Below are 25,236 nucleotides of genomic sequence, written 5' to 3' on the forward strand. Positions count from 1 at the left end.
CGCGGCCCGGTCCGAGATGTACCGTCGTGGGGTGTACCGCTTCCTGTTGTCCCGGCAGTGGGTGATCCTCACCCTCGTGGCTGTCCTGCTCATCCCGACGATGATCTGGCTGGGTTTCTGGCAGCTCCACCGCCACGACCACAGGCAGGCGCTGAACAAGCTGATCAACGAATCGCTGGCGGCGCCGCCCGTGCCCGCCGAGTCGCTCACCTCGGTGGGCGGGACCGTCCGGCATGAGGACCTCTACCGCCGGGTGACCGCGAAGGGCCACTTCGACACGGCGCACGAACTGGTGGTGCGCCGTCGTACGAACGCCGACGGCGACGTCGGCTACCACGTGGTGACTCCGTTCGTGCTGAACGACGGCAGGACGCTCCTCGTCAACCGCGGCTGGATCGACTCCCCCGCCTCGCAGACCGTCTTCCCGAAGATCCCGGCACCCGCCCAGGGCGAGATCACGGTCACCGGCCGGCTGATGCAGGACGAGACGACGGCCGCGAGCGGCATCAAGAACCTCAAGGGGCTGCCGGACCGCCAGATCATGCTGATCAACAGCGAGCAGATCGGCACGCTGCTGCGCGACGGGGGCGACACGTCCGCCAAGGAGGTCCTCGGCGGTTACGTCGAACTGGTCTCCCCGGCCCCCAAGGGCGGCAGCCCCGAGCTGATCCCGTCGCCCAAGGAGGACAGCAGCTGGATCGGGCTCGGCGACATCAACCTGCCGTACGCGGTCCAGTGGTGGCTCTTCGCGGCGGGCGTCCCCTTCGGCTGGGTGATACTGGCCCGCCGCGAGGCCCGGGAGCGGGCGAAGGCGGCCCAGGAGACGACCAGGGAGGAGGAGCCGGCGTCGGTCTGACCCCGGCCCCGGCCGGAGAGCCGTCACTCCCCCGGCCCACCCCCTGATTGCCCCGCCGCCCCATCGGGAACCCGCTCCCCGTGCGCGCGCGGATCGAGGACTACGCACTCATCGGCGACGAACAGACCGCCGCCCTGGTCGGCCGGGACGGGTCCATCGACTGGCTGTGCCTGCCCCGTTTCGACTCGCCCGCCTGCTTCGCCAGGCTGCTCGGCACCGAGGAGCACGGTCACTGGCGGATCGCACCCAAGGGCGCCCGCCTGTGCACGCGCCGGGCCTACCGTCCCGACACGCTCGTCCTCGACTCCGAGTGGGACACCCCGGACGGCACGGTCCGCATCACCGACTTCATGCCCCAGCGCGACCGCGCCCCCGACGTCGTACGCGTCGTCGAGGGCCTCAGCGGCCGGGTCACCGTGCACGGCGAGCTCCGGCTGCGCTTCGACTACGGCTCGATCGTGCCGTGGATGCGCCGGACCGACGGTCACCGCGTGGCCGTGGCGGGACCCGACTCGGTGTGGCTGCGCAGCGAGCCCCCGGTGCCCACCTGGGGCGCGGACTTCGCCACCCACTCCGAGTTCACCGTACGCGCGGGGCAGAAGGTCGCCTTCGTCCTCACCTGGCACCCCTCCCACGAGCCGCGCCCCGCCCTCGTCGACCCGTTCCAGGCGCTGGACAGCAGTGTCGTGGACTGGCGCTCCTGGGCGGCACGATGCCGTTACCGCGGCCCGCACCGGGATGCCGTGGTGCGCTCCCTGATCACCCTCAAGGCCCTCACCCACGCGCCCACCGGCGGCATCGTCGCGGCCCCCACCACCTCCCTGCCGGAGTCGCCGGGCGGCGGACGCAACTGGGACTACCGCTACTGCTGGCTGCGCGACTCGACGCTCACCCTGGAGGTCATGCTGGCGGCCGGCTACCACGAGGAGGCCGAGGCCTGGCGCGACTGGCTGCTGCGCGCGGTCGCCGGCAACCCGGCGGACCTGCAGATCATGTACGGCGTCTCGGGCGAGCGGCGGCTGCCCGAGTACGAGCTGCCCTGGCTGCCCGGATTCCACGGCTCGGCGCCGGTCCGGGTCGGCAACGACGCGGTGAGACAGCTCCAGCTCGACGTGTACGGCGAGGTCATCGACTCCCTGTCCCTGGCCCGCAGCGCGGGCCTGCCGGTGCGACCGCACATGTGGCGGGTGCAGTGCGCGCTGATGGAGTTCCTGCGGACGGCCTGGCGGCAGCCGGACGCGGGACTGTGGGAGGTGCGCGGGCCGCGCCGGCACTTCGTGCACTCCAAGGTGATGACGTGGGTGGCCGCCGACCGCGCCGTGCGCACCCTGGAGGAGTACGCGCACCTCGACGGCGACCTCGACGGCTGGCGGGCCATGCGGGATGAGGTGCACCGGGAGGTGTGCGAGCGGGGCTACGACCCCGAGCGGAACACGTTCACTCAGTACTACGGCTCCCGGGCGCTCGACGCCTCGCTGCTTCAGATCCCCCTCGTCGGCTTCCTGCCGCCGGACGACCCGCGGGTGACCGGCACGATCGACGCGGTGCGCGCGGAGCTGTCCTGCGACGGTCTCCTGCTCCGGTACGACCTGCGGACCACGGACGTGGACCCGCTGCCGGGCGCGGAGGGCGCGTTCCTCGCGTGTTCGTTCTGGCTCGCCCACGCCCTGCACCTCACCGGCCGCACCGACGAGGCCCGGGAGCTGTTCGAGCGGCTGGTCGGGCTCCGCAACGACGTCGGGCTGCTCGCCGAGGAGTACGACCCGCCGGCCGGCCGGCAGCTCGGCAACTTCCCGCAGGCGTTCAGCCATCTCGGCCTCGTGGGGACCGCCCTCGCCCTGTACGGGGGCCGGAAGGCAGGATAGGGGCCATGGATCTTGGACTGAAGGACCGGGTGTACGTCGTCACCGGGGCGACCCGTGGGCTGGGCAACGCGGCCGCGCGGGAACTCGTCGCGGACGGGGCGAAGGTGGTGATCACCGGCCGGGACGCGAAGCGGGCCGAGGACGCGGCGGCGGAGTTGGGCGCGCACGCGGTGGGCGTGCAGGCCGACAACTCCGACCCGCAGGCGGCCGCCCGGCTGATCGCCACGGCGCGTGAGCACTTCGGCGGCTTCGACGGCATCCTCATCAGCGTCGGCGGGCCGCCGGCCGGAGGGGTCGCCGACAACACGGACGAGCAGTGGACGGCGGCGTACGAGTCGGTGTTCCTGGGCGCGGTGCGGCTGGCCCGCGGGGCCGCGGCGGAGCTGGGCGAGGGCGGTGTCATCGGGTTCGTGCTGTCCGCTTCCGTGCACGAGCCGATCCCGGGGCTGACCATCTCCAACGGTCTGCGCCCCGGCCTCGCGGGCTTCGCCAAGTCGATCGCGGACGAGCTGGGCCCGCGCGGTATCCGGGTCGTCGGCCTGCTCCCGTCCCGTATCGACACCGACCGGGTGCGCGAGCTGGACGCCCTGTCCCCCGACCCGGAGGCGGCCCGCGCGGCCAACGAGTCCCGCATCCCGCTGCGCCGCTACGGCACCCCCGAGGAGTTCGGCCGCACGGCCGCGTTCCTGCTGTCCCCGGCGGCGTCGTACCTGACGGGCATCATGCTGCCGGTGGACGGCGGGGCACGCCACGGCTTCTGAGCCGGGCGCGGCCCCCTCCCCCGTCCTCCGCCCGGGACGTGTCCCCGGCCTCTCGCGACGCCCCGCACGCGGCCTCGGCCTCGATGCGGCTTCACACGGCGCGGGGGCGCCCTGTTCGCCGCACCGGGCGGGGCCCCGGTGCCTCCGGTGCCTCCGGTGCCTCCGGTGCCTCCGGTGCCTCCGGTGCCTCCGGTGCCTCCGGTGCCTCCGGTGCCTCCGGTGCCTCCGGTGCGAGGGTTTCCGCCCGGCATGCCGACTGCACGCCCCCGACACCGCGAGGCCCGTCCTACAGGCCCGCCCTACGGGCGCACGACGACCGTTCGCGTCACACGCCGGGGCCGGTGGCGGACGCGGTCACACCGCGGGGCCGGTGGCGAACGCCGCGGAGGCGTACCCGGGCGGGCGGGGCCGACGCGCCCCCGCGTCGTGGGCCCGGATCGGGGTGCGTCTACTCGCCGACCCCCGCCAGGTCCCGCAGCCGCCGGGCCTGGGCGGCCCGCTCGGCCGCGCGCTGGTCCTCGTACGTCCGTTCCTGCGCGCCGCGCAGGAGCGCCTTCGTCTCGATCACGGCATCGCGGGGAGCCGCGAGCAGCGCGGACGCCAGGTCCCGGACGGCGTCCTCGAGTTGGTCGCCCGCGACGGCGACGTTGGCGAGCCCGGTCGCCACGGCCTCCTCGGCGCGCACGAAGCGGCCCGTCACGCAGATCTCCAGCGCGCGGGCATAGCCGACCAGACCCACCAGCGGATGCGTGCCGGTGAGGTCCGGTACCAGGCCCAGGCCGGTCTCGCGCATGGCGAACTGCACGTCGTCCGCGACGACGCGCAGGTCACAAGCGAGGGCGAGCTGGAACCCCGCCCCGATCGCATGCCCCTGGACCGCGGCGATCGACACGATGTCGCTGCGCCGCCACCAGGTGAACGCCTCCTGGTATCCGGCGATGGTCGCGTCCAGCTCCGCGTCGCTGCTGCGCGCGAGGTCGATGAAGGTCGGTTCCCCGTCGATCCCCTCGGGCGTGAACATCTGACGGTCCAGCCCTGCGGAGAACGACTGGCCCTCGGCGCGCAGCACGACCACGCGGACGGAACCGGGCAGCGCACGTCCGGCCTCCGTGAGCGCCCGCCACAGAGCGGGGCTCTGCGCGTTGCGCTTGGCCGGGTTGGTCAGCGTCACCGTGGCGATCGCCTCGTCGACGGTGAGCCGTACGCCGTCCTTGTCGAGTACCGGGTCGAGCGAAACCATGGGGCCCTCCGATGGGTGCAGTCAGCCGAGGATGCCGTGGCACGGCATCCCTAAGTGACTGCACAGTAACCACCCGGTCGGGTGAGGGCACCCCCAGGCCCTCAAGGCACTGGGGCACCGACCGACCGGGTGGCCACCACCGAAACCGATGGGCCGCCCGGCGTCAGGCCGACTGGGCCTTCTTGCCCCGTGTCGCCCCGCCACGCCCTCGCAGCGTGACGCCCGACTCGCTGAGCATCCGGTGAACGAAGCCATACGAGCGGCCGGTTTCCTCGGCCAGCGCTCGGATGCTCGCACCGGAGTCGTACTTCTTCTTCAGGTCTGCCGCGAGCTTGTCGCGCGCGGCGCCGGTCACCCGGCTGCCCTTCTTCAGAGTCTCGGCCACCCGTGCCTCCTCATGGGAAGTGCGCTCTGGTCTCCTCATGATCACCCCTCCGGAGCGTGATGGCCACCCATTCGGCAAGGTCCGTGCGACAAGGTTGTGACGACAGGAGCGCATCCCCACGAGCGGAATCCGGTATTCCGCCCGGTGGCGTCCGTACACCCGAACGGGTTCATCGGAGAATCACCAGGTCAGCGACGCGCGACGGCCGAGCCCCGCGCGTGGAAGGGCTCGGCCGTCGAATCGGCGGAGGACACACCCCGGTATGAGGAGATCTCACACAGATGATGGATCACGGATCGGCCGAATGATCCATACGCAGTGGATCATTCGTTCGATCAACTGACCCTGACCGCCCGGCGGGGTGTGCTCAGGCGAGCGTGACGAGGTCGGCGTACTCGGCACCCCACAGGTCCTCGACCCCGTCCGGCAGCAGGATGATCCGCTCCGGCTGGAGCGCCTCGACCGCGCCCTCGTCGTGGGTGACGAGCACGACCGCGCCCTTGTAGGTGCGCAGCGCGCCGAGGATCTCCTCGCGGCTGGCCGGGTCGAGGTTGTTGGTCGGCTCGTCGAGCAGCAGCACGTTCGCGGACGACACCACCAGGGTCGCCAGGGCGAGGCGGGTCTTCTCGCCGCCGGAGAGGACCCCCGCCGGCTTGTCGACGTCGTCACCGGAGAACAGGAACGAGCCGAGCACCTTGCGGACCTCCACGAGGTCCATGTCGGGCGCGGCCGAGCGCATGTTCTCCAGCACCGTGCGGTCCGGGTCGAGGGTCTCGTGCTCCTGGGCGTAGTAGCCGAGCTTGAGGCCGTGGCCGGGAACGACCTGGCCGGTGTCCGGCTTCTCGACGCCCGCGAGGAGGCGCAGCAGGGTGGTCTTGCCGGCGCCGTTGAGGCCGAGGATGACGACCCGGGAGCCCTTGTCGATGGCCAGGTCGACGTCGGTGAAGATCTCCAGCGACCCGTACGACTTCGACAGGCCCTCGGCCATCAGCGGGGTCTTGCCGCAGGGCGCGGGCTCCGGGAAGCGGAGCTTGGCGACCTTGTCGGACATCCGGACCTCTTCGAGGCCGGCGAGCAGCTTCTCCGCGCGGCGGGCCATGTTCTGCGCGGCGACCGTCTTGGTGGCCTTGGCGCGCATCTTGTCGGCCTGCGCGTTGAGGGCGGCGGCCTTCTTCTCGGCGTTGGCGCGCTCGCGCTTGCGGCGCTTCTCGTCGGCCTCGCGCTGCTGCTGGTAGAGCTTCCAGCCCATGTTGTAGACGTCGATCGTGGAGCGGTTGGCGTCCAGGTAGAACACCTTGTTGACGACCGTCTCGACCAGGTCGACGTCGTGGGAGATCACGATGAAGCCGCCGCGGTACGTCTTGAGGTAGTCCCGCAGCCAGACGATCGAGTCCGCGTCGAGGTGGTTGGTCGGCTCGTCGAGGAGCAGGGTGTCCGCGTCGGAGAAGAGGATCCGGGCCAGCTCGATACGGCGGCGCTGACCACCGGAGAGGGTGTGCAGCGGCTGGCCGAGCACACGGTCGGGCAGGTTGAGCGCGGCGGCGATGGTGGCGGCCTCGGCCTCGGCGGAGTACCCGCCCTTGGTGAGGAACTCGGTCTCCTGGCGCTCGTACTGCCTGAGGGCCTTCTCGCGGGTGGAGCCCTTGCCGGTGGCGATGCGCTGTTCGTTCTCGCGCATCTTGCGGATCAGCACGTCGAGGCCGCGCGCGGAGAGGATGCGGTCGCGGGCGAGGACGTCCAGATCGCCGGTGCGCGGGTCCTGCGGGAGGTAGCCGACCTCACCGGAGCGGGTGACGGTGCCCGCGGCCGGGATGCCCTCGCCGGCGAGGACCTTGGTGAGGGTGGTCTTCCCGGCGCCGTTGCGGCCGACGAGGCCGATGCGGTCGCCCTTGGCGACGCGGAAGGTGGCGTTCTCGATGAGGATGCGGGCACCGGCGCGCAGCTCGATGCCGGAGGCGGAGATCACGGACAGACTCCTGGGCTGGGGTCCCCCGGTTCGAGCGGAGTCGAGACCTCGGGGAAGCGTGGCGGGATGGGCGGCTGAGGACGTTCCGCCGTCTAATGCGCGAGGAGAATGGCCATGGGCCACAGTCTAACGGGGCGGCGCAAGCGCTTTTCTCCGCACGCGGGCGCCCCGGGCTGTGGCACCCGTCGGTGCGCTGGGGTGACGGCGGCGTTGTGACGCCCGCTACGCGGCGCGGAGGGTACGCGCCCGAGCGGCGCACGGAGACCTGACGCGGCCGGTGTGTCCCCCGTTCGGGCCACGGCCCGGTGTCGCGGCGCGGCGCGGTACGAGGATGGGCGCTCCCGGCGCGAGGGGCGTTGTCAGTGGCCGGTGCCAGACTGGGCGACGGGTCGGGATTCCGGCCGGACACCGGAGGGAGTGACCGCGATGGCGGGCATGGACGGCAGGCGTCCGAGCATCTGCCCGACGCTGCTGTACGCCGACGCGAAGGCGGCGATCAGGCAGCTCACGGAGGCCTTCGGGTTCACCGAGCTGTCGGTGTACGAGGGCGAGGACGGCTCGGTGCTGCACGCCGAGCTGGTGCAGGGCAACGGCGTGGTGATGCTGGGGTCGAAGGGCCGCGGCGGCCCCTTCGACGAGGCCATGCGCGGGGCGGGGCCCTGCGGGGTGTACGTCGTGGTGGACGACGTCGACGCACACCACCAGCGGGCCGTGGAGCACGGCGCGGAGATCCTGATACCCCCGACGGACCAGGACTACGGGTCGCGGGACTACATGGCCCGGGACGCCGAGGGCAACATCTGGAGTTTCGGCACGTACGCCCCCGAGGCGGCCGTCTGACGCCGGTCAGATGCCCCCGGTGTGGACCTGGAAGGCGGCGCGGCGCACGGCCTTGGCGAGCGCCGGGTCCGGGTGGGCGGCGGCGAGCGCGACCAGGACCTGGACGGTACGGGGGTGTCCGACCGCGCGCACCTCGTCGAGCAGCGCGGGCACGGTGGGCTGCACGGCGGACTCCAGGTGGCGGACCAGGAGCGGTGCCTCACCGTGGTCGGCGACGGCGGCGGCGGTGTCCACCCACAGCCAGGTGGCCTCCTCGCGGGTGAGCACCTCGTGGGCGTCCTCCGGGTCGATGCCGTCGTGCTCGGCGAGCCAGAGCAGGGCGTAGGGGCGCAGCGTGGTCTCCTCGGCGGCGCGGCGCACCTCGGGCTCGGCGGGGGCGCCGACCACCCGCAGCGCCTCGAAGGCCAGGCCGCGCAGCAGGGCGTCCTCGCCGCGGGCGGCGCCGAGGAGTTCGGTGACGGCGCTGCCGACGGGGCGGGCGGCGAGCCAGGCGCGGTACTCGGCGCGGGCCGCGTTCGGGCGGAGCCGGGCGCAGCCGCGGAGCATGTCCTCGGCGTTCTGCTCGATGTTCCCGGCGGGGCTCTGCGCGGCGACGCAGATCTGCTCCAGCTTGACCCAGACCGCCCAACTGCCGAGCGGGGTGAGGGTGGCCTGCCCGTCGGCGCAGGTGAGGGCGCCGACGTAGGCGAGCGCGTCGAGGGCCCAGTCGAGCAGCGGTGCGAGCTCGGTGTCGTCGGCGGGGTCGGCGGCCGGCGGCTGGACGGGCTCGGGCTGGGGCCCGTAGGGGACTTCGCAGCGCTCGGTGCGCAGTTCGGTGACCCGCTGCTGGAGCAGGTCCAGGAGCTGCTCGACGGGGACGGGCCCGGCGGAGAGCTGGAGGAAGGAGAGCACCTGCGGCATGGCCGAGACGACCTCGGCGACGGCGGCGTGCTCGCGGTCCGCGGGCTCGGGGCAGGCGAGCGACCAGGCGTCGAAGAGGGCGACCCAGCCGCGCAGCACGGCGGAGTCGTCCCGGTCCCAGGCGCGCAGGCGCCAGCCCGGGCGGGCGCTGTCGCCGTGCACTTCGACGAGGCCGGCCAGGCGCGCGGTGTCCCAGTCGGCGCGCACCTGAGCGACGGTCAGGCGCAGGTCGGCGGCGGCCCGTTCCGCGGTGGCGTCGGACAGGGTGCCCCTGCCGTCGGGGGACGCGCCCTCGCGGCCGGGTCCGAGCGCTGCGTCGGCCCAGTGCGCGACACGGGCCGCGCCGGCCAGGCGGGCGCGGGCCATTTTCGCCAGTTCCGCGGGCGGGGGCGTGCCCTCCGGCGGCCGGGGTGCGGGGCGGCGCGTGCGGCGCTGAGTCACCGCTCGGGGGGCGGCGGCCAGCGGCCGCGGTCGGACGAGTCGGAGCCTGGAGTCGCGCGGAGTACGGGACGTCACGAGTGCAGTCTTCCGGTTGACGGTCCGAAAACCCAAACGGAATGCCGCGAGGGGCGCCGACGGGAGCCGACGGGAGGTCGCCCAACGGGCCTGGAGAGGGGTGCGTCGCTGGTCGGCAGGGCTAAGCGGAAGGAGGGGGAAAGGGGTCACCGCACTTGTGTCGCCGACGCGGGCCGTCCCTCGACGCGTCCCTCGACGCCGCTACATCAGCGGCGTGAGGAAGCGCCGCATCGCCTCCTCGTAGGCCTCGGGGTCCGCGTTCCACATGGCGCCGTGCGGGGCGTTCTCCACCGTGTGCAGGCTGACCAGGTTCGCACGCCGCTCGGCGAGACGGCGTGAGAGGCCCCAGGGGGCGATCGCGTCGTCGGGACCGTGGAAGATCAGCACCGGCACCCTGAGGTGCTGGGGATCGGCCGCTTGCCGGGTGCGGTCGCCGTGCACACCGGTGCGGCCCTGCGCGGCACGGACGGCCAGCGGCAGCAGGGCGCCGGGGGTGCGGCGGGCGGCGGCCAGCGCGCGCAGCGTGGCCTCCCAGCTCAGCACGGGCGAGTCCAGGACGAGCCCGGAGATCCGCTCGCGCACCGCCGAGTGCGCCGCGGCGCGCAGTGCCATGGCGGCGCCGGTGGACCAGCCGTGCAGGACGACTCGCTCGGCCCCGGCCCGAACTGCGTAGCGGATCGCCGCGTCCACGTCGCGCCATTCGGTCTCGCCGAGGTGGTTCAGGCCGTCCGGGGAGCGGGGCGCCCCGGGGTCGCCGCGGTAGGCGACGTCGAGGACCGGGAAGTGGTGGCGCTGCAGGAACCCCATGATGTTCATGGGGTGTTCGCGGGTGGTGCCGAGCCCGTGCACGGTGATCACCCAGGTGTCCCGGGCGCCCGGCAGGAACCAGGCGGGCAGGGCCCCGAGTTCGCCGGGCACCTCGACGTCGCTGTGGTCGAGGCCCAGCGCGGTACGCGGGTCGCCGGTGTACAGGGCGGGGCTGAGCCAGACCTTGTCACCGGGCTCGAGCGTGCCGTGGGTGACGCGTTCCAGACGGCGTACCACGGTGTCGACGGTGTGCGGGGCCGAGTCCAGGACGGGGCCGACGACCGCGTGCGATCCGTCGCCGGCCAGCCCGTAGGTGCCGGGCCGCTGGGAGGCCAGATCGCGGGTGAGGGTGATCCGGCCGGCCGCCAGGGAGTGCACGGTGAGGCGGGGTTCCGTGGGCAGCGGACGGCCCGGCGGTGCCTTCAGCGCGGCGTCGCTGGCGAAGCGGCCCGCGGCGACACCTGCGGCGCCCGCGGCGATGGCTACGGTGACGGCTGCGGCCGCCGCTTTGACAGTGCGCATCCATCCAGTCTCCCGGTGGAGCCCGCCCCCGGCCAGTGGGAGAAGGGCGCGGTGTGACCCACGGGGCGCGCCCGAGGGCGGCCCCGGCCGGCCGGTCCGTCACCGCTGCCCGTACCCCCGCAACCGCTCCCCTACCTCCGCCACCTGCTCGGGGCCGAGCAGGTGCGGGGTGAGGCCCGGTACGGACGACGCGGTCAGCCACACGCGGCACATCCACTCCAGCTGGGCCGTGCGGTCGTAGGCCTGGTCCAGCGAGGACCCGTACGCGACCGTGCCGTGGTTCTGCAGCAGGCAGGCGCTGCGGCCGGCCAGGGCCCGGAGCATGTTCTCGGCCAACTCCGGGGTGCCGTAGGTGGCGTAGGGGGCGACCCGCACCGCGCCTCCCAGTGCGGCGGCCATGTAGTGGATCAGCGGCAGCTCCCGTACCAGTGCGGAGACGGCCGTGGCGTGGACGGCGTGGGTGTGCACGACGGCCCGGGCGTCCGTCGTGCGGTAGACGGCCAGGTGCATGGGCAGTTCACTGGTCGGGCGCAGCGTGCCGAGCACCTGCCGGCCGTCGAGGCCGACCCCGACCACGTCGCCCGGCGTCAGCCGTTCGTACGGCACTCCGGTGGGGGTGACCAGCACGGTGTCGCCGACGCGCAGGGAGACGTTGCCGGAGGTGCCGACGACCAGTCCGTCGGCGACGGTGCGGCGGGCGGTCGCGACGAGCTGCTCCCAGGCCCGTGCCAGGTCCGGCCCCGCTGCCGGGGTCTCCGGCCCCCGCCCGTCCGGTACGTCCTGATGTGGGTCCCCCGCGTCGGGTCGCGGTCGCTGATCGGCCATGCGGTGATCCTGCCAGGGGGTGACGGAAATCTCTCCGCCCGGCCCGGGACCGGCCGGAGCGGGGCCCCTGTGGGTACCGGCCGGGCCCTGGTGGCCGCCGCGGGCCGCAGGTGATGCCGCGGCCGGCGCCACCCGGTCACAAACGGAACGTCGGCACGCCGATTGGTACACCCTCCAGCCCGTCTCAGTTCATCTTCTGTTCACCCAGGTTGCCTACGGTCCAACAGCCACTGACCTCCCACAGAAGCCTGGGTAAATGGAACACATCACGCTCCTCCTCGGAATCGTGATCGTCACCGCTCTCGTGTTCGACTTCACGAACGGTTTCCACGACACAGCCAACGCGATGGCGACCACCATCTCGACCGGCGCCCTGAGGCCCAAGACGGCGGTGGCGATGTCCGCCGCGCTGAACCTCCTCGGCGCCTTCCTCTCCGTAGAGGTCGCCAAGACCATTTCCGGCGGCATCATCAACGAACAGGGCATACGCGTCGAAGTGATCTTCGCGGCCCTGGTGGGCGCCATCCTGTGGAACCTGCTGACCTGGCTCCTCGGTCTGCCCTCCAGCTCCTCCCACGCCCTCTTCGGCGGTCTGATCGGTGCCGCCGTCACCTCCGCGGGCTGGTCCGCGGTGAACGGCTCGACGATCGTCACCAAGGTCCTGATCCCCGCGGTCGCCGCGCCGGTCGTGGCGGGCCTCGCCTCGATGCTCGCCACCCGCCTGTCGTACGTGATCGGCAGCCGCGCCGACGACAAGGCGACCGCGAAGGGCTACCGCGCCGGGTCGATCGCCTCGGCCGGCCTGGTCTCCCTGGCCCACGGCACGAACGACGCGCAGAAGACGATGGGCATCATCACGCTGGCCCTGGTCACCGGCGGCGTCATCGCCCCCGGCTCGAACCCTCCCACCTGGGTCATCGTCTCGGCCGGCCTGGCCATCGCGCTCGGCACCTACCTGGGCGGCTGGCGCATCATCCGCACCCTCGGCAAGGGCCTGACGGACCTGGCGCCGCAGCAGGGCTTCGCCGCCCAGACCAGCGCGGCGACCGCGATCCTCGCCTCCTCGCACCTCGGCTTCTCCCTCTCCACCACCCAGGTGTGCTCCGGCGCCGTCATGGGCGCGGGCCTCGGCCGCAAGGGCGGCGTGGTCCGCTGGTCCACCGCGACCCGGATGCTCGCCGCGTGGGTTCTGACGCTCCCGGCGGCCGGCCTGGTCGGCGCGGGCGCCGAACTCCTCACCAAGCAGGGCACCTGGGGCACGGCCACCACCGGCGTACTGCTGGTCGCCGGCGCCGGCGTCATCTGGACCCTGTCCCGCCGCAAGCCGGTCACGGTCGACAACGTCAACGACGTCGAGACGGAGCCCGCGGGTGTCGTCACCGCGGCGATCGCCGCGGTCATCCCGCCCCCGGCGGGTCCGGTCACCACGGCCGACGCCCCCGAGGTCACCGTCGAGGCGCCCGGCACCGTCGTGGCGGACACGGACGCCACCACCGACCTGCAGACCACCATCCCGGCCCCGGACTCCGGCACCTCCGCCGAGCCGGCTCCCGCCGCCACGGTTTAAGGAATCACCACTCATGAAGATCGACTGGGCAGCCCTCGGCTCCGTCTTCGGCGTCAGCCTCGCGGTCACCGTGGCCCTGGTGGGCCTGTTCACCCTGGGCGTCGTCGGCCTCACCAAGAAGGACTCGGCCCGGGGCGGCACGGCCGCCCTGGCGGCCACCGGCGCCTACGCCTGCTTCGCGGCGTGCGCGGCGGCGGTCGCGTACGGGATCCACCTGATCGTCGCCTGACGGCGGGAGCAGTCCGCAGTCGCCCCCGCAGCGGTGTGCTGCGGGGGCTTCTCACGTCCCCGGGCTCAAAGGGCCGCCCCCGCGGTCAAGGGGTCCGCGAGTCCCGTTGCCGGACGGCCGCCCTCGCCCGGCCCAGTACGCGCAGGCGCTCCGTGACCGGGGTGAGGCCCCACCACAGCCCCGCGCAGGTGGCGGCCGCGATGGTGACCACCAGCCAGACCAGGGCCCGCGCCGGGGTTCCGGGCACCAGCAGTGCCGCCAGCGCACCGATTCCGACCGCGAACATCCCCGTCGTCAGCGAGAAGAGCGCCAGCGGAGCCGCTGCCGCCAGCGAAGGGTGCGGCGCGTGGGGACCTCCCGCGCCGGACGAGAATTCCTTGGCCCTGTCCCCCATGCGGGTCCCTCCCGTCCTCCGGACGGTTCGCTCGGACGCCGTCCACTGCCGGGTTTCTCGAGTCCCGCCAGCAAAGCACACCCCGCCGGGCGGCGAAAGACGAGCACCGGGCCGGTGCGCCGTTTCGCGTCATGCGCCGGAACGCGCCCCCTGCGACCGCCACTTCGCCACGAAAGCACCGATTCGGGTGACTGACGTGATTTCAGCGGTGTGGAACTCAGCACACCGCAGCACCGCAGGTCAAGAGCAAGTTGACGGCTGTTCTGGGCGCGTGGTGGACTGCCGGAGCCAGTACGGCGGCAGGAGAGGAAGCCGGTGCGAGTCCGGCGCGGTCCCGCCACTGTCACCGGGGAAGAGGTCCCCGGGAGCCAGGAACTCTCGCCGCCGGTCTCGTCGAACCAGGGCGTGGACACCCTGAGTGAGGACATATCGCCATGCGCGGCTGCCGATTGAGGTTCTGTCACCGGGCCCTGACCGACCCCACGGTCGGCTGAGCCGATGGGTGCCGATCGCGTCTTCGCGTACGGCGCCGCCGCCGGACTCCTCGGTGACCTCCTGCTGGGCGATCCTCGCCGCGGGCATCCGGTCGCCGCGTTCGGGCGGGCGGCGGCGGCCGTGGAGCGGGTGCTGTGGCGGGACCACCGCGGCTGGGGCGCGCTGCACACCGCCGTGTGCGCCGGGGGCGCCGTGACGCTGGCGGCGCTCGCCTCGTCCGCCGTACGCCCCTCCCGTACCGCCGCCACGGCCCTGACCGCCGCCGCCACCTGGGCCGTGGTCGGAGGCACGTCGCTCGCCCGGGAGGCCCGGGCCATCGGGCGCGCCCTCGAAGCGGGGGACGTCGAGGCCGCGCGCGCCCGGCTGCCGCATCTGTGCGGGCGGGATCCGCAAGCGCTGGACGCGGACGGGATCGCCCGGGCGGTCGTCGAGTCCGTCGCCGAGAACACCTCCGACGCCGTCGTGGGCGCGCTCACCTGGGGAGCCGTCGCCGGGGTGCCCGGCCTCGCGGGTTTCCGCGCCGTCAACACGCTCGACGCCATGGTCGGCCACAAGTCGCCCCGCTACCGGCGCTACGGATGGGCCTCGGCCCGCCTCGACGACGTCGCGGGCTGGCCGGGGGCACGGCTCACCGCCATTCTCGCGGCACTGGCGGGCCCCGACCCGCGGGGCGCGGTGCGGGCCTGGCGTTCCGACGCCGCGAAGCACCCGAGCCCCAACGCAGGCCCCGTGGAGGCGTCGTTCGCGGGCGCCCTCGGCGTGCGGCTGGGCGGGACGCTCTCGTACGGGGGGCGCGTGGAGCACCGGCCCGTGCTCAACGCGGCGGGGCGCGCCGTCCGTACGGACGACATCGAGCGGGCCGTACGGCTCTCCCGGCGCGTGAGCGGGCTGGCGCTCGGCATCACGGTCGCCGGGCGCCTGGCGGCCCGAAGGCTTCTCGCGAAGGGACGGACGTCATGAGCGGCGGACTCCTCGTCGCCGGTACCACCTCCGACGCCGGCAAGTCCGTCGTCACCGCCGGGATCTGCCGCTGGCTCGTACGGCAGGGGGTCGAGGTCGCGCCGTTCAAGGCGCAGAACATGTCCCTCAACTCCTTCGTCACGCGCGAGGGCGCCGAGATCGGGCGGGCGCAGGCCATGCAGGCCCAGGCGTGCCGCATCGAGCCGACCGCGCTGATGAACCCCGTGCTGCTCAAGCCGGGCGGCGAGCAGAGCAGCCAGGTCGTGCTGCTGGGCAAACCGGTCGGCGAGCTGAGCGCGCGCGGGTACCACGGAGGGCGGCAGCAGCAGCTCCTCGGCACCGTGCTGGACTGCCTGGCCGAGCTGCGGGGCACGTATGACGCGGTGATCTGTGAGGGGGCCGGCAGTCCGGCGGAGATCAACCTGCGGCGTACCGACATCGTGAACATGGGGATCGCCCGCAACGCCAAGCTGCCCGTCCTCGTCGTCGGCGACATCGACCGCGGGGGTGTCTTCGCCTCCTTCTTCGGGACCGTCGCGCTGCTGTCGCCCGAGGACCAGGAACTCGTCGCCGGGTTCCTGGTGAACAAGTTCCGCGGGGACGTCAGCCTGCTGGAACCGGGCCTCGACATGCTGCGGGACCTCACCGGGCGGCGCACCTACGGCGTCCTGCCCTTCCGGCACGGGCTCGGGATCGACGAGGAGGACGGACTCAGGGTGTCCCTGCGGGGGGCGGTCCGCGAGTCCGAGGTGACCGCGCCCGTCGGCGAGGACGTGCTGCGCGTCGCCGTCTGCGCGATTCCCCTCATGTCGAACTTCACGGACGTGGACGCGCTGGCCGCCGAGCCGGGTGTGGTGGTCCGGTTCGTGGACCGGCCGGAGGAACTGGCGGACGCCGACCTCGTGGTGATCCCGGGGACCCGGGGCACCGTTCGCGCCCTGGAGTGGCTGCGCGAGCGCGGTCTCGCGGACGCCCTCGTCCGAAGGGCCGCGGAAGGGCGGCCGATCCTCGGCGTCTGCGGCGGCTTCCAGATCCTCGGCGAGCACATCGAGGACGAGGTGGAGAGCCGCAGGGGGCATGTGGACGGGCTCGGGGTGCTGCCCGTGCGGGTGCGGTTCGCGCGGGAGAAGACGCTGACCCGGCCGGCGGGGGAAGCCCTCGGCGAGCCCGTCGAGGGGTACGAGATCCATCACGGGGTCGCCGACATCACCGGCGGCACCCCCTTCCTGGACGGCTGCCGGGTCGGGCAGACCTGGGGCACCCACTGGCACGGCTCCCTGGAGTCGGACGGCTTCCGGCGGGCCTTCCTGCGCGAGGTGGCGGCCGCCGCGGGCCGCCGCTTCGTGCCGGCCGCCGACACCTCGTTCGCCGCGCTGCGCGAGGAGCAGCTCGACCGGCTCGGCGACCTGATCGAACAGCACGCGGACACGGACGCGCTGTGGCGGCTCATCGAGTCGGGCGCGCCGCAAGGACTGCCTTTCATCCCCCCGGGAGCGCCCGCATGAGCACAGTGTTGTTGTTGTCGACCGCCGACACCGATCTGCTGGCGGCCCGTGCCTCCGGCGCGCCCTACCGGATCGGCAACCCGACCCGGGTGGACGTCGCCGAGGAGCTTCCCGGGCTGATCGAGGGCGCGGACATCGCCGTCGTCCGTCTGCTGGGCGGCAAGCGCGCCTGGGAGGACGGGCTGGCCCGGCTGAAGGCGTCCGGCATCCCGACCGTGCTGCTCGGCGGGGAGGCCGTGCCCGACGCCGAGTTGATGGCGGAGTCGTCCGTACCGGCCGGGGTGGTGGCGGAGGCGCTGAAGTACCTCGTCGAGGGCGGCCCGGCCAACCTCACCGAACTCGCCCGGTTCCTGTCCGACACGGTGCTGCTGACCGGCGAGGGGTTCGACGGGCCGAGCAAGATGCCGGAGTACGGCCTCCACGGCGACCGCCCGTTCGCCGAGGGGCGCCCGACCGTCGGTGTGCTCTTCTACCGGGCCCACGAACTCAGCGGCAACACCGCCTTCGTGGACACCCTGTGCGAGGCGATCGAGGCGCAGGGCGCCAACGCCCTCCCGGTGTACTGCGGTTCGCTGCGCGGCGCCGACGACGGGCTGTACGAGATCCTGGGCCGGGCGGACGCCCTGGTGGCCACGGTCCTCGCGGCCGGCGGCACGCACGCCTCGCAGGCCTCGGCCGGCGGTGACGAGGAATCCTGGGACATCGGCGCGCTCGCCGAGATGGACATCCCCGTCCTGCAAGGGCTGTGCCTGACCTCCTCACGGGCCGCGTGGGAGGAGTCCGACGCCGCCCTGTCCCCCATGGACGCGGCGATGCAGGTCGCCATCCCGGAGTTCGACGGCCGTCTGATCACCGTGCCGTTCTCCTTCAAGGAGCAGGGCCCGGACGACGTCCCGGTGTACGTCGCCGACCCGGAGCGGGCCGCCCGGGTCGCCGGGATCGCCGTACGACACGCGCGGCTGAAGCACAAGCCGAACGCGGAGAAGAGGATCGCGCTCGTCTTCACCGCCTACCCGACCAAGCACTCGCGTGTCGGCAACGCCGTCGGCCTGGACACGCCCGCGTCGGCGGTACGCGTGCTGGACGCGCTGCGGGACGCGGGGTACGGCCTGACCGAGTACCCGGCGGGCGGTGACGAGCTGATCCACCGGCTCATCGAGGCGGGCGGTCACGACGTGGAGTGGCTGACCGAGGAGCAGTTGGCCGCCGCCCCCGCGCGGGTGCCGCTCGCCGACTACCGGGCGTGGTTCGACAAGCTCGACCCGGAGCTGAGGGACGCGATGACCGAGGCGTGGGGCGAGCCGCCGGGCTCGCTGTACGTCGACGGGGACGACATCGTGCTGGCGTCCCTGCAGTTCGGGAACGTCGTGGTCATGATCCAGCCGCCGCGCGGCTTCGGCGAGAACCCGATCGCCATCTACCACGACCCCGACATGCCGCCGTCGCACCACTACATGGCGGCCTACCGCTGGCTGGAGAACAGTTTCGGCGCCGACGCGATCGTCCACATGGGCAAGCACGGCACGATGGAATGGCTGCCCGGCAAGGGCCTGGGGCTCGGCAAGGGGTGCGCGCCGGACGCCGTCCTCGGCGACCTCCCCCTGGTCTACCCGTTCATCGTGAACGACCCAGGAGAGGGCACCCAGGCCAAGCGGCGCGGTCACGCGACCGTGGTCGACCACCTCGTACCGCCGATGGCACGCGCCGACACGTACGGCGATCTGGCGAAGCTGGAGCAGCTCCTCGACGAGTACGCGCTCGTCTCCGACCTGGACCCGACCAAGGCGCCGGCCGTGCGCGCCCAGATCTGGACGCTCGTCAAGGCGGCCGAGCTGCACCACGACCTGCATGTGGACGAGCAGCCGGACGACGACGAGTTCGACGAGTTCGTCATGCACATCGACGGCTATCTGTGCGAGATCAAGGACGTGCAGATCCGCGACGGCCTGCACATCCTGGGCGGCGGCCCGGTCGGCGAGCCGCGTGTGAACCTCGTACTGGCCGTGCTGCGCGCCTCCCAGGTGTGGGGCGGGCAGGCGAACGCGCTGCCGGGTCTGCGGGCCTCGCTGGCCGGGCACTTCGGCCTGGTGGAGAAGGACCTGCTGGCGGAGCCGGGGGCACCGGTGAAGGTGCCGGTGGAGCTGACCGACCTGGTGGACGGGCCGTCCCGTACGGCGGCGGACGCCATCGACCTGCTGGAGCAGCTCTGCCGGCGGATCGCGGAGGGCATGGAGACGCGCGGCTGGGCGGCCTCCGAGGCCGGCGCTCTCGTACGGGAGGTGCTGGGCACCGAACTCCCGGACGCGATCGCCGTGCTGGAGTTCGCGTGCACCGAGGTCGTGCCCCGTCTCGCCCGCACCACCGACGAGATCGGCCACATCCTCAGGGCGCTGGACGGCGGCTACGTCCCGGCGGGCCCGTCCGGCTCCCCCACCCGCGGCCTGGTCAACGTCCTGCCGACCGGCCGCAACTTCTACTCGGTCGACCCCAAGGCGATCCCGTCCCGGCTGAGCTGGGAGGTCGGCCAGTCCCTCGCCGACTCCCTGGTCGCCCGCTACCTCCAGGACACCGGCGAGTACCCGAAGTCCGTGGGCCTGACGGTGTGGGGCACGTCCGCGATGCGCACCCAGGGCGACGACATCGCCGAGATCCTCGCGCTGCTGGGCTGCCGCCCCGTCTGGGACGACGCCTCGCGCCGCGTGACCGGGTTCGAGGTGATCCCGCTGGAGGAACTGGGCCGCCCCCGCATCGACGTCACGGTCCGCATCTCCGGGTTCTTCCGGGACGCTTTCCCGCACGTCGTGGCGCTGATCGACGACGCGGTGCGCGCGGTGGCCGAGCTGGACGAGCCCGCCGACCGCAACTTCGTGAAGGCGCACGCGGACGAGGACACCGCCGAGCACGGCGACCGGCGCCGCGCCACGGCCCGTGTCTTCGGCTCCAAGCCGGGCGCGTACGGCGCCGGTCTGCTGCCGCTGATCGACGCCCGCAACTGGCGCTCGGACGCCGACCTCGCCGAGGTGTACGCGGTGTGGGGCGGCTACGCGTACGGGCGCGGGCTCGACGGGCGGGCGGCGCGCGGGGACATGGAGACGGCGTTCAAGCGGATCGCCGTCGCCGCGAAGAACGTGGACACCCGCGAACACGACCTCGTCGACGCCGACGACTACTTCCAGTACCACGGCGGCATGGTCGCCATGGTGCGCCACCTGACGGGGGCCAGCCCCGAGGCGTACGTCGGCGACTCGGCCGTGCCCGACCAGGTGAAGACCCGCACACTCGGCGAGGAGACCCACCGGGTCTTCCGCGCCCGCGTGGTCAACCCGCGCTGGATGGCGGCCATGCGGCGCCACGGCTACAAGGGCGCCTTCGAGATGGCGGCGACCGTGGACTACCTGTTCGGCTACGACGCCACGGCCGGGGTCGTCGACGACTGGATGTACGAGAAGCTCAGCGCGGAGTACGTCTTCGACGCCGAGAACCGGGACTTCATGAAGAAGTCCAACCCGTGGGCGCTGCGCGGGATCACGGAACGGCTCCTGGAGGCCGCCGACCGCGGCCTGTGGGCGGAGCCGGACGCGGACACCCTGGAGCGGCTGCGAGCCACCTACCTCGAGCTGGAGGGCGACTTGGAGGGCGACGAGAAGTGAGTACCCCGTTCCCGTTCACGGCCGTCGTCGGCCAGGACGACCTGCGGCTCGCGCTGCTGCTGAACGCCGTGTCGCCGGCGGTCGGCGGTGTGCTCGTGCGCGGCGAGAAGGGCACCGCCAAGTCGACGGCCGTGCGCGCCCTGTCCGCGCTGCTGCCCGAGGTGGCGGTCGTCCCCGGGTGCCGTTTCTCGTGCGACCCGGCGGCACCGGACCCGTCGTGCCCGGACGGGCCGCACGAGCCCGGTGCGGGGGCCTCGCGTCCGGCCCGCATGGTCGAGCTGCCCGTCGGCGCCTCCGAGGACCGGCTGGTGGGTGCCCTCGACATCGAGCGGGCGCTGGCCGAGGGCGTGAAGGCGTTCGAGCCGGGCCTGCTCGCGGACGCGCACCGCGGCATCCTCTACGTCGACGAGGTCAACCTCCTCCACGACCACCTGGTCGACCTGCTCCTGGACGCCGCCGCGATGGGCGCCTCGTACGTCGAGCGCGAGGGCGTGTCCGTCCGGCACGCCGCCCGGTTCCTGCTCGTCGGCACCATGAACCCCGAAGAGGGCGAGCTGCGACCGCAGTTGCTCGACCGGTTCGGCCTGACCGTCGAGGTGTCCGCCTCCCGGGAGCCCGACCAGCGCGTGGAGGTCGTCCGGCGGCGGCTGGCCTACGACGACGACCCCGCCGGTTTCGCGGCGCGCTGGGCCGAGGAGGAGTCGGCCGTACGGGCACGGATCGTGGCCGCGCGCGAGTTGCTGCCGTCGGTGCGGCTCGGGGACGGGGCACTGCGGCAGATCGCGGCGACCTGTGCCGCGTTCGAGGTGGACGGCATGCGCGCCGACATCGTGATGGCCCGGACGGCGACGGCGCTGGCCGCCTGGGCCGGGCGCACCGACGTGCTCGCCGAGGACGTGCGGCAGGCCGCGCTGCTCGCGCTGCCGCACCGCAGGCGGCGCAACCCCTTCGACGCGCCGGGGCTCGACGAGGACAAGCTGGACGAGACACTGGAGCAGTTCGGGGATTCCGGGGATTCCGGGGATTCCGGGGATTCCGGGGAGGAGGACGACCCTGATCCCGACGGTCCCGGCGGGGGCGGTGGCCGTCCGCCGCAGGACGGTCCGGCGGGCGACGGCGACACACCGGCGCAGGCGGAGCCCGGCGAGGGCGGGCCGTCCCAGGCCCCAGGAGCCGGCGAGCAGGCTCCCGCACGCTCTTCCGAGCCGTTCCGGGCCAAGGTGCTGACCGTGCCGGGGCTCGGCGAGGGCGCCGCCGGACGGCGGTCGCGGGCGCGGACCGAGCACGGGCGGACCACCGGGGCGCGCCGGCCCCAGGGGGCGCTCACCAAGCTGCACCTGGCGGCGACCGTGCAGGCGGCGGCGCCCCATCAGCGGGCGCGCGGGCGGTCGGGGCGCGGGCTCGTGGTGCGCCGGGACGATCTGCGGCAGGCGACCCGGGAGGGGCGCGAGGGCAACCTCGTGCTGTTCGTGGTGGACGCCTCCGGGTCGATGGCGGCCCGGCAGCGGATGAGTGCGGTGAAGGGCGCCGTGCTGTCGCTGCTGCTGGACGCCTACCAGCGGCGGGACAAGGTGGGGCTGGTGACCTTCCGGGGAGCGACGGCCGAGGTCGCACTGCCGCCGACCTCGTCGGTGGACGCGGCGGCGGCCCGGCTGGAGTCGCTGCCCACCGGGGGCCGTACGCCGCTGGCCGCCGGGCTGCTCAGGGCGCACGACGTGCTGCGGGTGGAGCGGCTGCGGGATCCGGCGCGGCGGGCGCTGGTGGTCGTGGTGACGGACGGGCGGGCCACGGACAAAGGAGCGGCGCGAAGCGCCTCCGGCTGGGGTGGTGGTCGGGCGACGGGTGGGACGGAGCCGGTCGCGCTGGCGGGGCGTGCGGCCCGGCTGTTCGCGGCCGAGCAGGTCGCGTCCGTGGTCGTGGACTGCGAGTCGGGGCCGGTGCGGCTGGGGCTGGCGGGGCGGCTCGCGGATGAGCTGGGCGGTACGGCCGTCACGCTGGACGAGTTGCGGGCCGACTCGATCGCGGGGCTGGTCAGGGATGTGCAGGGGACTTCGAGGAGGGCCGCGTAATGCCGCAGGGACAGCCGAGTGTCGTACCGGACGACGGACTGACGACCCGTCAGCGCCGTAACCGTCCGCTCGTGGTCGTGCACACGGGCGTCGGCAAGGGCAAGTCGACCGCGGCCTTCGGGCTGGCGCTGCGCGCCTGGAACCAGGGGTGGCCGATCGGGGTGTTCCAGTTCGTCAAGTCGGCGAAGTGGAAGGTCGGCGAGGAGAACGCGCTCAAGGTGCTGGGGGCCTCCGGGCAGGGCGGGACCGTCGCCTGGCACAAGATGGGCGAGGGCTGGTCCTGGGTCCAGCGGGACATCCAGGGTGACAACTCGACCAACGAGGAGAAGGCCCGGGAGGGCTGGGCGCAGGTCAAGCGGGACCTGGCCGCCGAGACGTACAAGCTGTACGTGCTCGACGAGTTCGCGTACCCGATGCACTGGGGCTGGATCGACACCGACGAGGTCGTCGACGTGCTCCGCAACCGGCCCGGCACCCAGCATGTCGTGATCACCGGGCGGAACGCTCCGGAGAAGCTCGTCGACTTCGCCGACCTGGTCACCGACATGTCCAAGGTCAAGCACCCGATGGACGTGGGGCAGAAGGGCCAGAGGGGCATCGAGTGGTGACACGTTCCGTCCCACGGTTGGTCATCGCCGCGCCGTCGTCCGGCAGTGGCAAGACCACCGTCGCCACGGGGCTGATGGCCGCGTTCGCCGCGCGGGGGCTCGCCGTGTCTGCGCACAAGGTCGGGCCGGACTACATCGACCCGGGCTATCACTCGCTCGCCACCGGGCGGGTGGGACGGAACCTCGACGCGTACCTGTGCGGACCCGAGTTGATCGGTCCGCTGTTCGCGCACGGTGCGCGCGGGTGCGACATCGCTGTCGTCGAGGGCGTGATGGGGATGTACGACGGGGCCGCGGGGGAAGGTGAGCTGGCCTCCACGGCCCATGTCGCCAAGCTGCTGCGGACGCCGGTCGTGCTGGTCGTGGACGCGTCCTCGCAGTCCCGGTCGGTGGCGGCTCTGGTGCACGGGTTCGCCTCGTGGGATCCGGAGGTGCGGGTCGGGGGCGTGATCCTGAACAAGGTGGCGTCCGACCGGCACGAGGCGTTGCTGCGGGAGGCGTTGGAGTCGGCCGGGGTGCCGGTGCTCGGCGTCTTGCGGCGAGTTCCGCAGGTCGACACGCCGTCGAGGCACCTTGGGCTGGTACCGGTTGCCGAGCGGCGGGCAGAGGCCGTGGCGGCGGTGGCCGCGATGGCCGCGCAGGTGCGCGAAGGGTGCGACCTGGAGGCTTTGCTGGGGCTGGCGCGGAGTGCGGGCGCGTTGCCGGGTGCGGCTTGGGATGCGGCTCGGGCCCTTGGTGTTGCGCCCCCGCCGCACCTGCCCTCCCCCGAGCTCTCGGCTTCGCTCGAGCAGGGGGGACCCCCATCGTCCCCGGGGGCCGCGCTCCCGGACCCCCTCGATCGGCCTGAACGGCCTCGTCCTCAATCTCCCCCAAGCTCTTCGGGCAGGGGGTGCCCCCAGGACGGGCCGGGTGGTGCCGGAGTGGGCCTGAAGGCCCCGGCCCCGGTGGTCGCCGTCGCCGGAGGCGCGGCCTTCACCTTCTCCTACGCCGAGAACACCGAACTCCTCGCCGCCGCCGGCGCCGAGGTGATCCCCTTCGACCCCCTTCGCGACGAGCAACTGCCCGAAGGGACCCGTGGGCTGGTCATCGGGGGCGGCTTCCCGGAGGTGTACGCCTCCGAGCTGTCCGCCAACGAGCCGTTGCGCAAGGCCGTCGCCGACCTCGCCCTCAGCGGTGCGCCCGTCGCCGCCGAGTGCGCCGGGCTGCTGTACCTGTGCCGGGAGCTGGACGGGCAGCCCATGTGCGGGGTGCTCGACGCCACCGCGCGCATGACCGAGCGGCTGACCCTCGGCTACCGCGACGCCGTGGCCGTCGGCGACAGCGTGCTCGCCGCCGCCGGGAGCCGGATGCGGGGGCACGAGTTCCACCGGACCGTCGTCGAGCCCGGTGCGGGGGCGGCCCCCGCCTGGGGGGTGCGCGCTCCTCGGCCGCGCGTGGAAGGTTTCGTGCAGCAAGGGGTGCACGCGAGTTATCTGCACACGCACTGGGCCGCCGCGCCCGGTGTGGCCCGTCGGTTCGTGGAGAGGTGCCGGACGTCATGAGCAACAGGCTGATCGGAGTCGGGGTGGGCCCCGGCGACCCCGAGCTGGTGACCGTCAAGGGCGTCAACGCTCTGCGGGCCGCCGACGTCGTGGTCGTCCCGGTGATGGACACCGGGGAACGGGGGCGTGCGGAGGCGACCGTGCTGCACTACGTGCCCGAGGAGAAGGTCGTCCGCGTCGTCTTCGCGCTCAACGAGCGGACCGACCGGGCGCGGCGCGAGGCCGCCTGGGACGCCGCCGGTGAGCGTGTCGCCCGGCTGCTTCGGCGGCACACGGCCGTCGCGTTCGCCACCATCGGCGACCCCAACGTGTACTCGACGTTCACGTACCTCGCGCAGACCGTCCAGGAGCTGGTGCCCGGGACCGTCGTCGAGACCGTGCCCGGTATCACCGCCATGCAGGACCTCGCCGCACGCTCGGGTGCCGTGCTGACCGAGGGCACCGAGCCGCTCACGCTGGTGCCCGTCACCGCCGGGTCGGCCGTGCTCAAGGATGCGCTCGCCGGTCCCGGGACGGTCGTCGCGTACAAGTTCGGGCGGCAGGCGCGGGAGGTCGCCGAGGCGCTGCGGGAGACCGGGCGGATCGAGGACGCGGTGTGGGGATCCGCGCTCGGGCTGCCGGAGGAGTCCATCCGCCCGGCCGCCGACCTCGACGGCGGTTCGCTGCCCTATCTGTCCACCCTGATCGCGCCCGCCCGGCGCGACGGCACCCGCGGCGGCAAGCTGTGACCGGCGG

At 73.3% G+C, this 25,236-nt stretch carries 20 protein-coding genes and 1 riboswitch; of the genes, 13 read left to right on the forward strand and 7 right to left on the reverse strand.

Annotated features, from left to right (window positions below):
* Positions 1 to 31 precede the first annotated feature (31 nt).
* From ACZ4SW_RS04245 to ACZ4SW_RS04255, 3 genes are all read left to right on the forward strand, one after another.
* Complete coding sequence (locus tag ACZ4SW_RS04245) at positions 32 to 856, forward strand: SURF1 family cytochrome oxidase biogenesis protein (RefSeq protein WP_468237706.1); 825 nt, start codon at positions 32 to 34, stop codon at positions 854 to 856.
* Between the two features lie 80 nt (positions 857 to 936).
* A complete protein-coding gene (locus ACZ4SW_RS04250) occupies positions 937 to 2,721 on the forward strand; it encodes a glycoside hydrolase family 15 protein (RefSeq protein WP_468237709.1) in 1,785 nt (594 codons plus the stop codon).
* Between the two features lie 5 nt (positions 2,722 to 2,726).
* Positions 2,727 to 3,482, forward strand: a complete 756-nt coding sequence (locus ACZ4SW_RS04255; RefSeq protein ID WP_468237711.1) for an SDR family oxidoreductase — start codon at positions 2,727 to 2,729, stop codon at positions 3,480 to 3,482.
* A 448-nt stretch (positions 3,483 to 3,930) separates the two neighbouring features.
* Here ACZ4SW_RS04255 and ACZ4SW_RS04260 read toward each other — a convergent pair whose 3' ends face one another.
* The 3 genes from ACZ4SW_RS04260 to ACZ4SW_RS04270 all read right to left on the reverse strand — a co-directional run bounded on the left by ACZ4SW_RS04260 (position 3,931) and on the right by ACZ4SW_RS04270 (position 7,073).
* Positions 3,931 to 4,722, reverse strand: coding sequence for an enoyl-CoA hydratase/isomerase family protein (locus ACZ4SW_RS04260; protein ID WP_468237714.1), 792 nt, complete (start codon positions 4,720 to 4,722; stop codon positions 3,931 to 3,933).
* Between the two features lie 163 nt (positions 4,723 to 4,885).
* Complete coding sequence (locus ACZ4SW_RS04265; protein ID WP_030578326.1) at positions 4,886 to 5,107, reverse strand: helix-turn-helix domain-containing protein; 222 nt, start codon at positions 5,105 to 5,107, stop codon at positions 4,886 to 4,888.
* A 367-nt stretch (positions 5,108 to 5,474) separates the two neighbouring features.
* Positions 5,475 to 7,073 carry an ABC-F family ATP-binding cassette domain-containing protein gene (locus tag ACZ4SW_RS04270; protein ID WP_468237716.1) on the reverse strand — a complete coding sequence of 533 codons (1,599 nt, stop codon included), beginning with the start codon at positions 7,071 to 7,073 and terminating at the stop codon, positions 5,475 to 5,477.
* A 426-nt stretch (positions 7,074 to 7,499) separates the two neighbouring features.
* Between ACZ4SW_RS04270 and ACZ4SW_RS04275 the strand changes: the two genes are divergently transcribed.
* Positions 7,500 to 7,913, forward strand: a complete 414-nt coding sequence (locus ACZ4SW_RS04275; RefSeq protein ID WP_468237719.1) for a VOC family protein — start codon at positions 7,500 to 7,502, stop codon at positions 7,911 to 7,913.
* Between the two features lie 6 nt (positions 7,914 to 7,919).
* Here the strand turns inward: ACZ4SW_RS04275 and ACZ4SW_RS04280 are convergent, their stop codons facing one another.
* From ACZ4SW_RS04280 to ACZ4SW_RS04290, 3 genes are all read right to left on the reverse strand, one after another.
* Positions 7,920 to 9,329, reverse strand: coding sequence for a hypothetical protein (locus tag ACZ4SW_RS04280; RefSeq protein WP_468237722.1), 1,410 nt, complete (start codon positions 9,327 to 9,329; stop codon positions 7,920 to 7,922).
* Between the two features lie 201 nt (positions 9,330 to 9,530).
* Entirely contained in the window at positions 9,531 to 10,658 is a 1,128-nt protein-coding gene (locus tag ACZ4SW_RS04285; RefSeq protein WP_468237724.1) for an alpha/beta hydrolase, read from the reverse strand.
* 99 nt (positions 10,659 to 10,757) lie between these two features.
* Positions 10,758 to 11,483: a class II aldolase/adducin family protein gene (locus ACZ4SW_RS04290; RefSeq protein WP_468237727.1), complete on the reverse strand. Its 726-nt coding sequence runs from the start codon at positions 11,481 to 11,483 to the stop codon at positions 10,758 to 10,760.
* A 256-nt stretch (positions 11,484 to 11,739) separates the two neighbouring features.
* Between ACZ4SW_RS04290 and ACZ4SW_RS04295 the strand changes: the two genes are divergently transcribed.
* On the forward strand, positions 11,740 to 13,050 hold the full coding sequence (locus ACZ4SW_RS04295; protein WP_468237730.1) for an inorganic phosphate transporter: 1,311 nt from the start codon (positions 11,740 to 11,742) through the stop codon (positions 13,048 to 13,050).
* A 13-nt stretch (positions 13,051 to 13,063) separates the two neighbouring features.
* On the forward strand, positions 13,064 to 13,279 hold the full coding sequence (locus ACZ4SW_RS04300) for a hypothetical protein (protein ID WP_468237732.1): 216 nt from the start codon (positions 13,064 to 13,066) through the stop codon (positions 13,277 to 13,279).
* A gap of 85 nt (positions 13,280 to 13,364) precedes the next feature.
* On the opposite strand, the gene ACZ4SW_RS04305 is transcribed toward ACZ4SW_RS04300, so the two are convergent.
* Complete coding sequence (locus tag ACZ4SW_RS04305; protein ID WP_468237735.1) at positions 13,365 to 13,673, reverse strand: hypothetical protein; 309 nt, start codon at positions 13,671 to 13,673, stop codon at positions 13,365 to 13,367.
* 257 nt (positions 13,674 to 13,930) lie between these two features.
* A riboswitch (cobalamin riboswitch) is annotated at positions 13,931 to 14,071 on the forward strand.
* Between the two features lie 100 nt (positions 14,072 to 14,171).
* Between ACZ4SW_RS04305 and ACZ4SW_RS04310 the strand changes: the two genes are divergently transcribed.
* The 7 genes from ACZ4SW_RS04310 to cobI are packed head-to-tail and all read left to right on the forward strand — an operon-like array spanning position 14,172 to position 25,229.
* Positions 14,172 to 15,128 (forward strand): cobalamin biosynthesis protein, encoded by a 957-nt coding sequence (locus ACZ4SW_RS04310; protein ID WP_468237737.1) that lies wholly within the window; start codon positions 14,172 to 14,174, stop codon positions 15,126 to 15,128.
* Positions 15,125 to 16,633 carry a cobyric acid synthase gene (locus ACZ4SW_RS04315; protein ID WP_468237739.1) on the forward strand — a complete coding sequence of 503 codons (1,509 nt, stop codon included), beginning with the start codon at positions 15,125 to 15,127 and terminating at the stop codon, positions 16,631 to 16,633. The genes ACZ4SW_RS04310 and ACZ4SW_RS04315 overlap by 4 nt, the downstream gene beginning before the upstream one ends.
* On the forward strand, positions 16,630 to 20,283 hold the full coding sequence (gene cobN / locus ACZ4SW_RS04320; protein WP_468237742.1) for a cobaltochelatase subunit CobN: 3,654 nt from the start codon (positions 16,630 to 16,632) through the stop codon (positions 20,281 to 20,283). Before ACZ4SW_RS04315 ends, cobN begins: the two co-directional genes overlap by 4 nt.
* Complete coding sequence (locus ACZ4SW_RS04325) at positions 20,280 to 22,352, forward strand: putative cobaltochelatase (RefSeq protein WP_468237744.1); 2,073 nt, start codon at positions 20,280 to 20,282, stop codon at positions 22,350 to 22,352. Before cobN ends, ACZ4SW_RS04325 begins: the two co-directional genes overlap by 4 nt.
* Positions 22,352 to 22,960 carry a cob(I)yrinic acid a,c-diamide adenosyltransferase gene (gene cobO, locus ACZ4SW_RS04330; protein WP_468237747.1) on the forward strand — a complete coding sequence of 203 codons (609 nt, stop codon included), beginning with the start codon at positions 22,352 to 22,354 and terminating at the stop codon, positions 22,958 to 22,960. Before ACZ4SW_RS04325 ends, cobO begins: the two co-directional genes overlap by 1 nt.
* Entirely contained in the window at positions 22,957 to 24,501 is a 1,545-nt protein-coding gene (locus ACZ4SW_RS04335) for a cobyrinate a,c-diamide synthase (RefSeq protein ID WP_468237749.1), read from the forward strand. Before cobO ends, ACZ4SW_RS04335 begins: the two co-directional genes overlap by 4 nt.
* Entirely contained in the window at positions 24,498 to 25,229 is a 732-nt protein-coding gene (cobI, locus tag ACZ4SW_RS04340) for a precorrin-2 C(20)-methyltransferase (protein WP_468237750.1), read from the forward strand. The genes ACZ4SW_RS04335 and cobI overlap by 4 nt, the downstream gene beginning before the upstream one ends.
* Positions 25,230 to 25,236 lie beyond the last annotated feature (7 nt).

The sequence above is a fragment of the Streptomyces sp. NPDC028331 genome, from assembly GCF_055565775.1.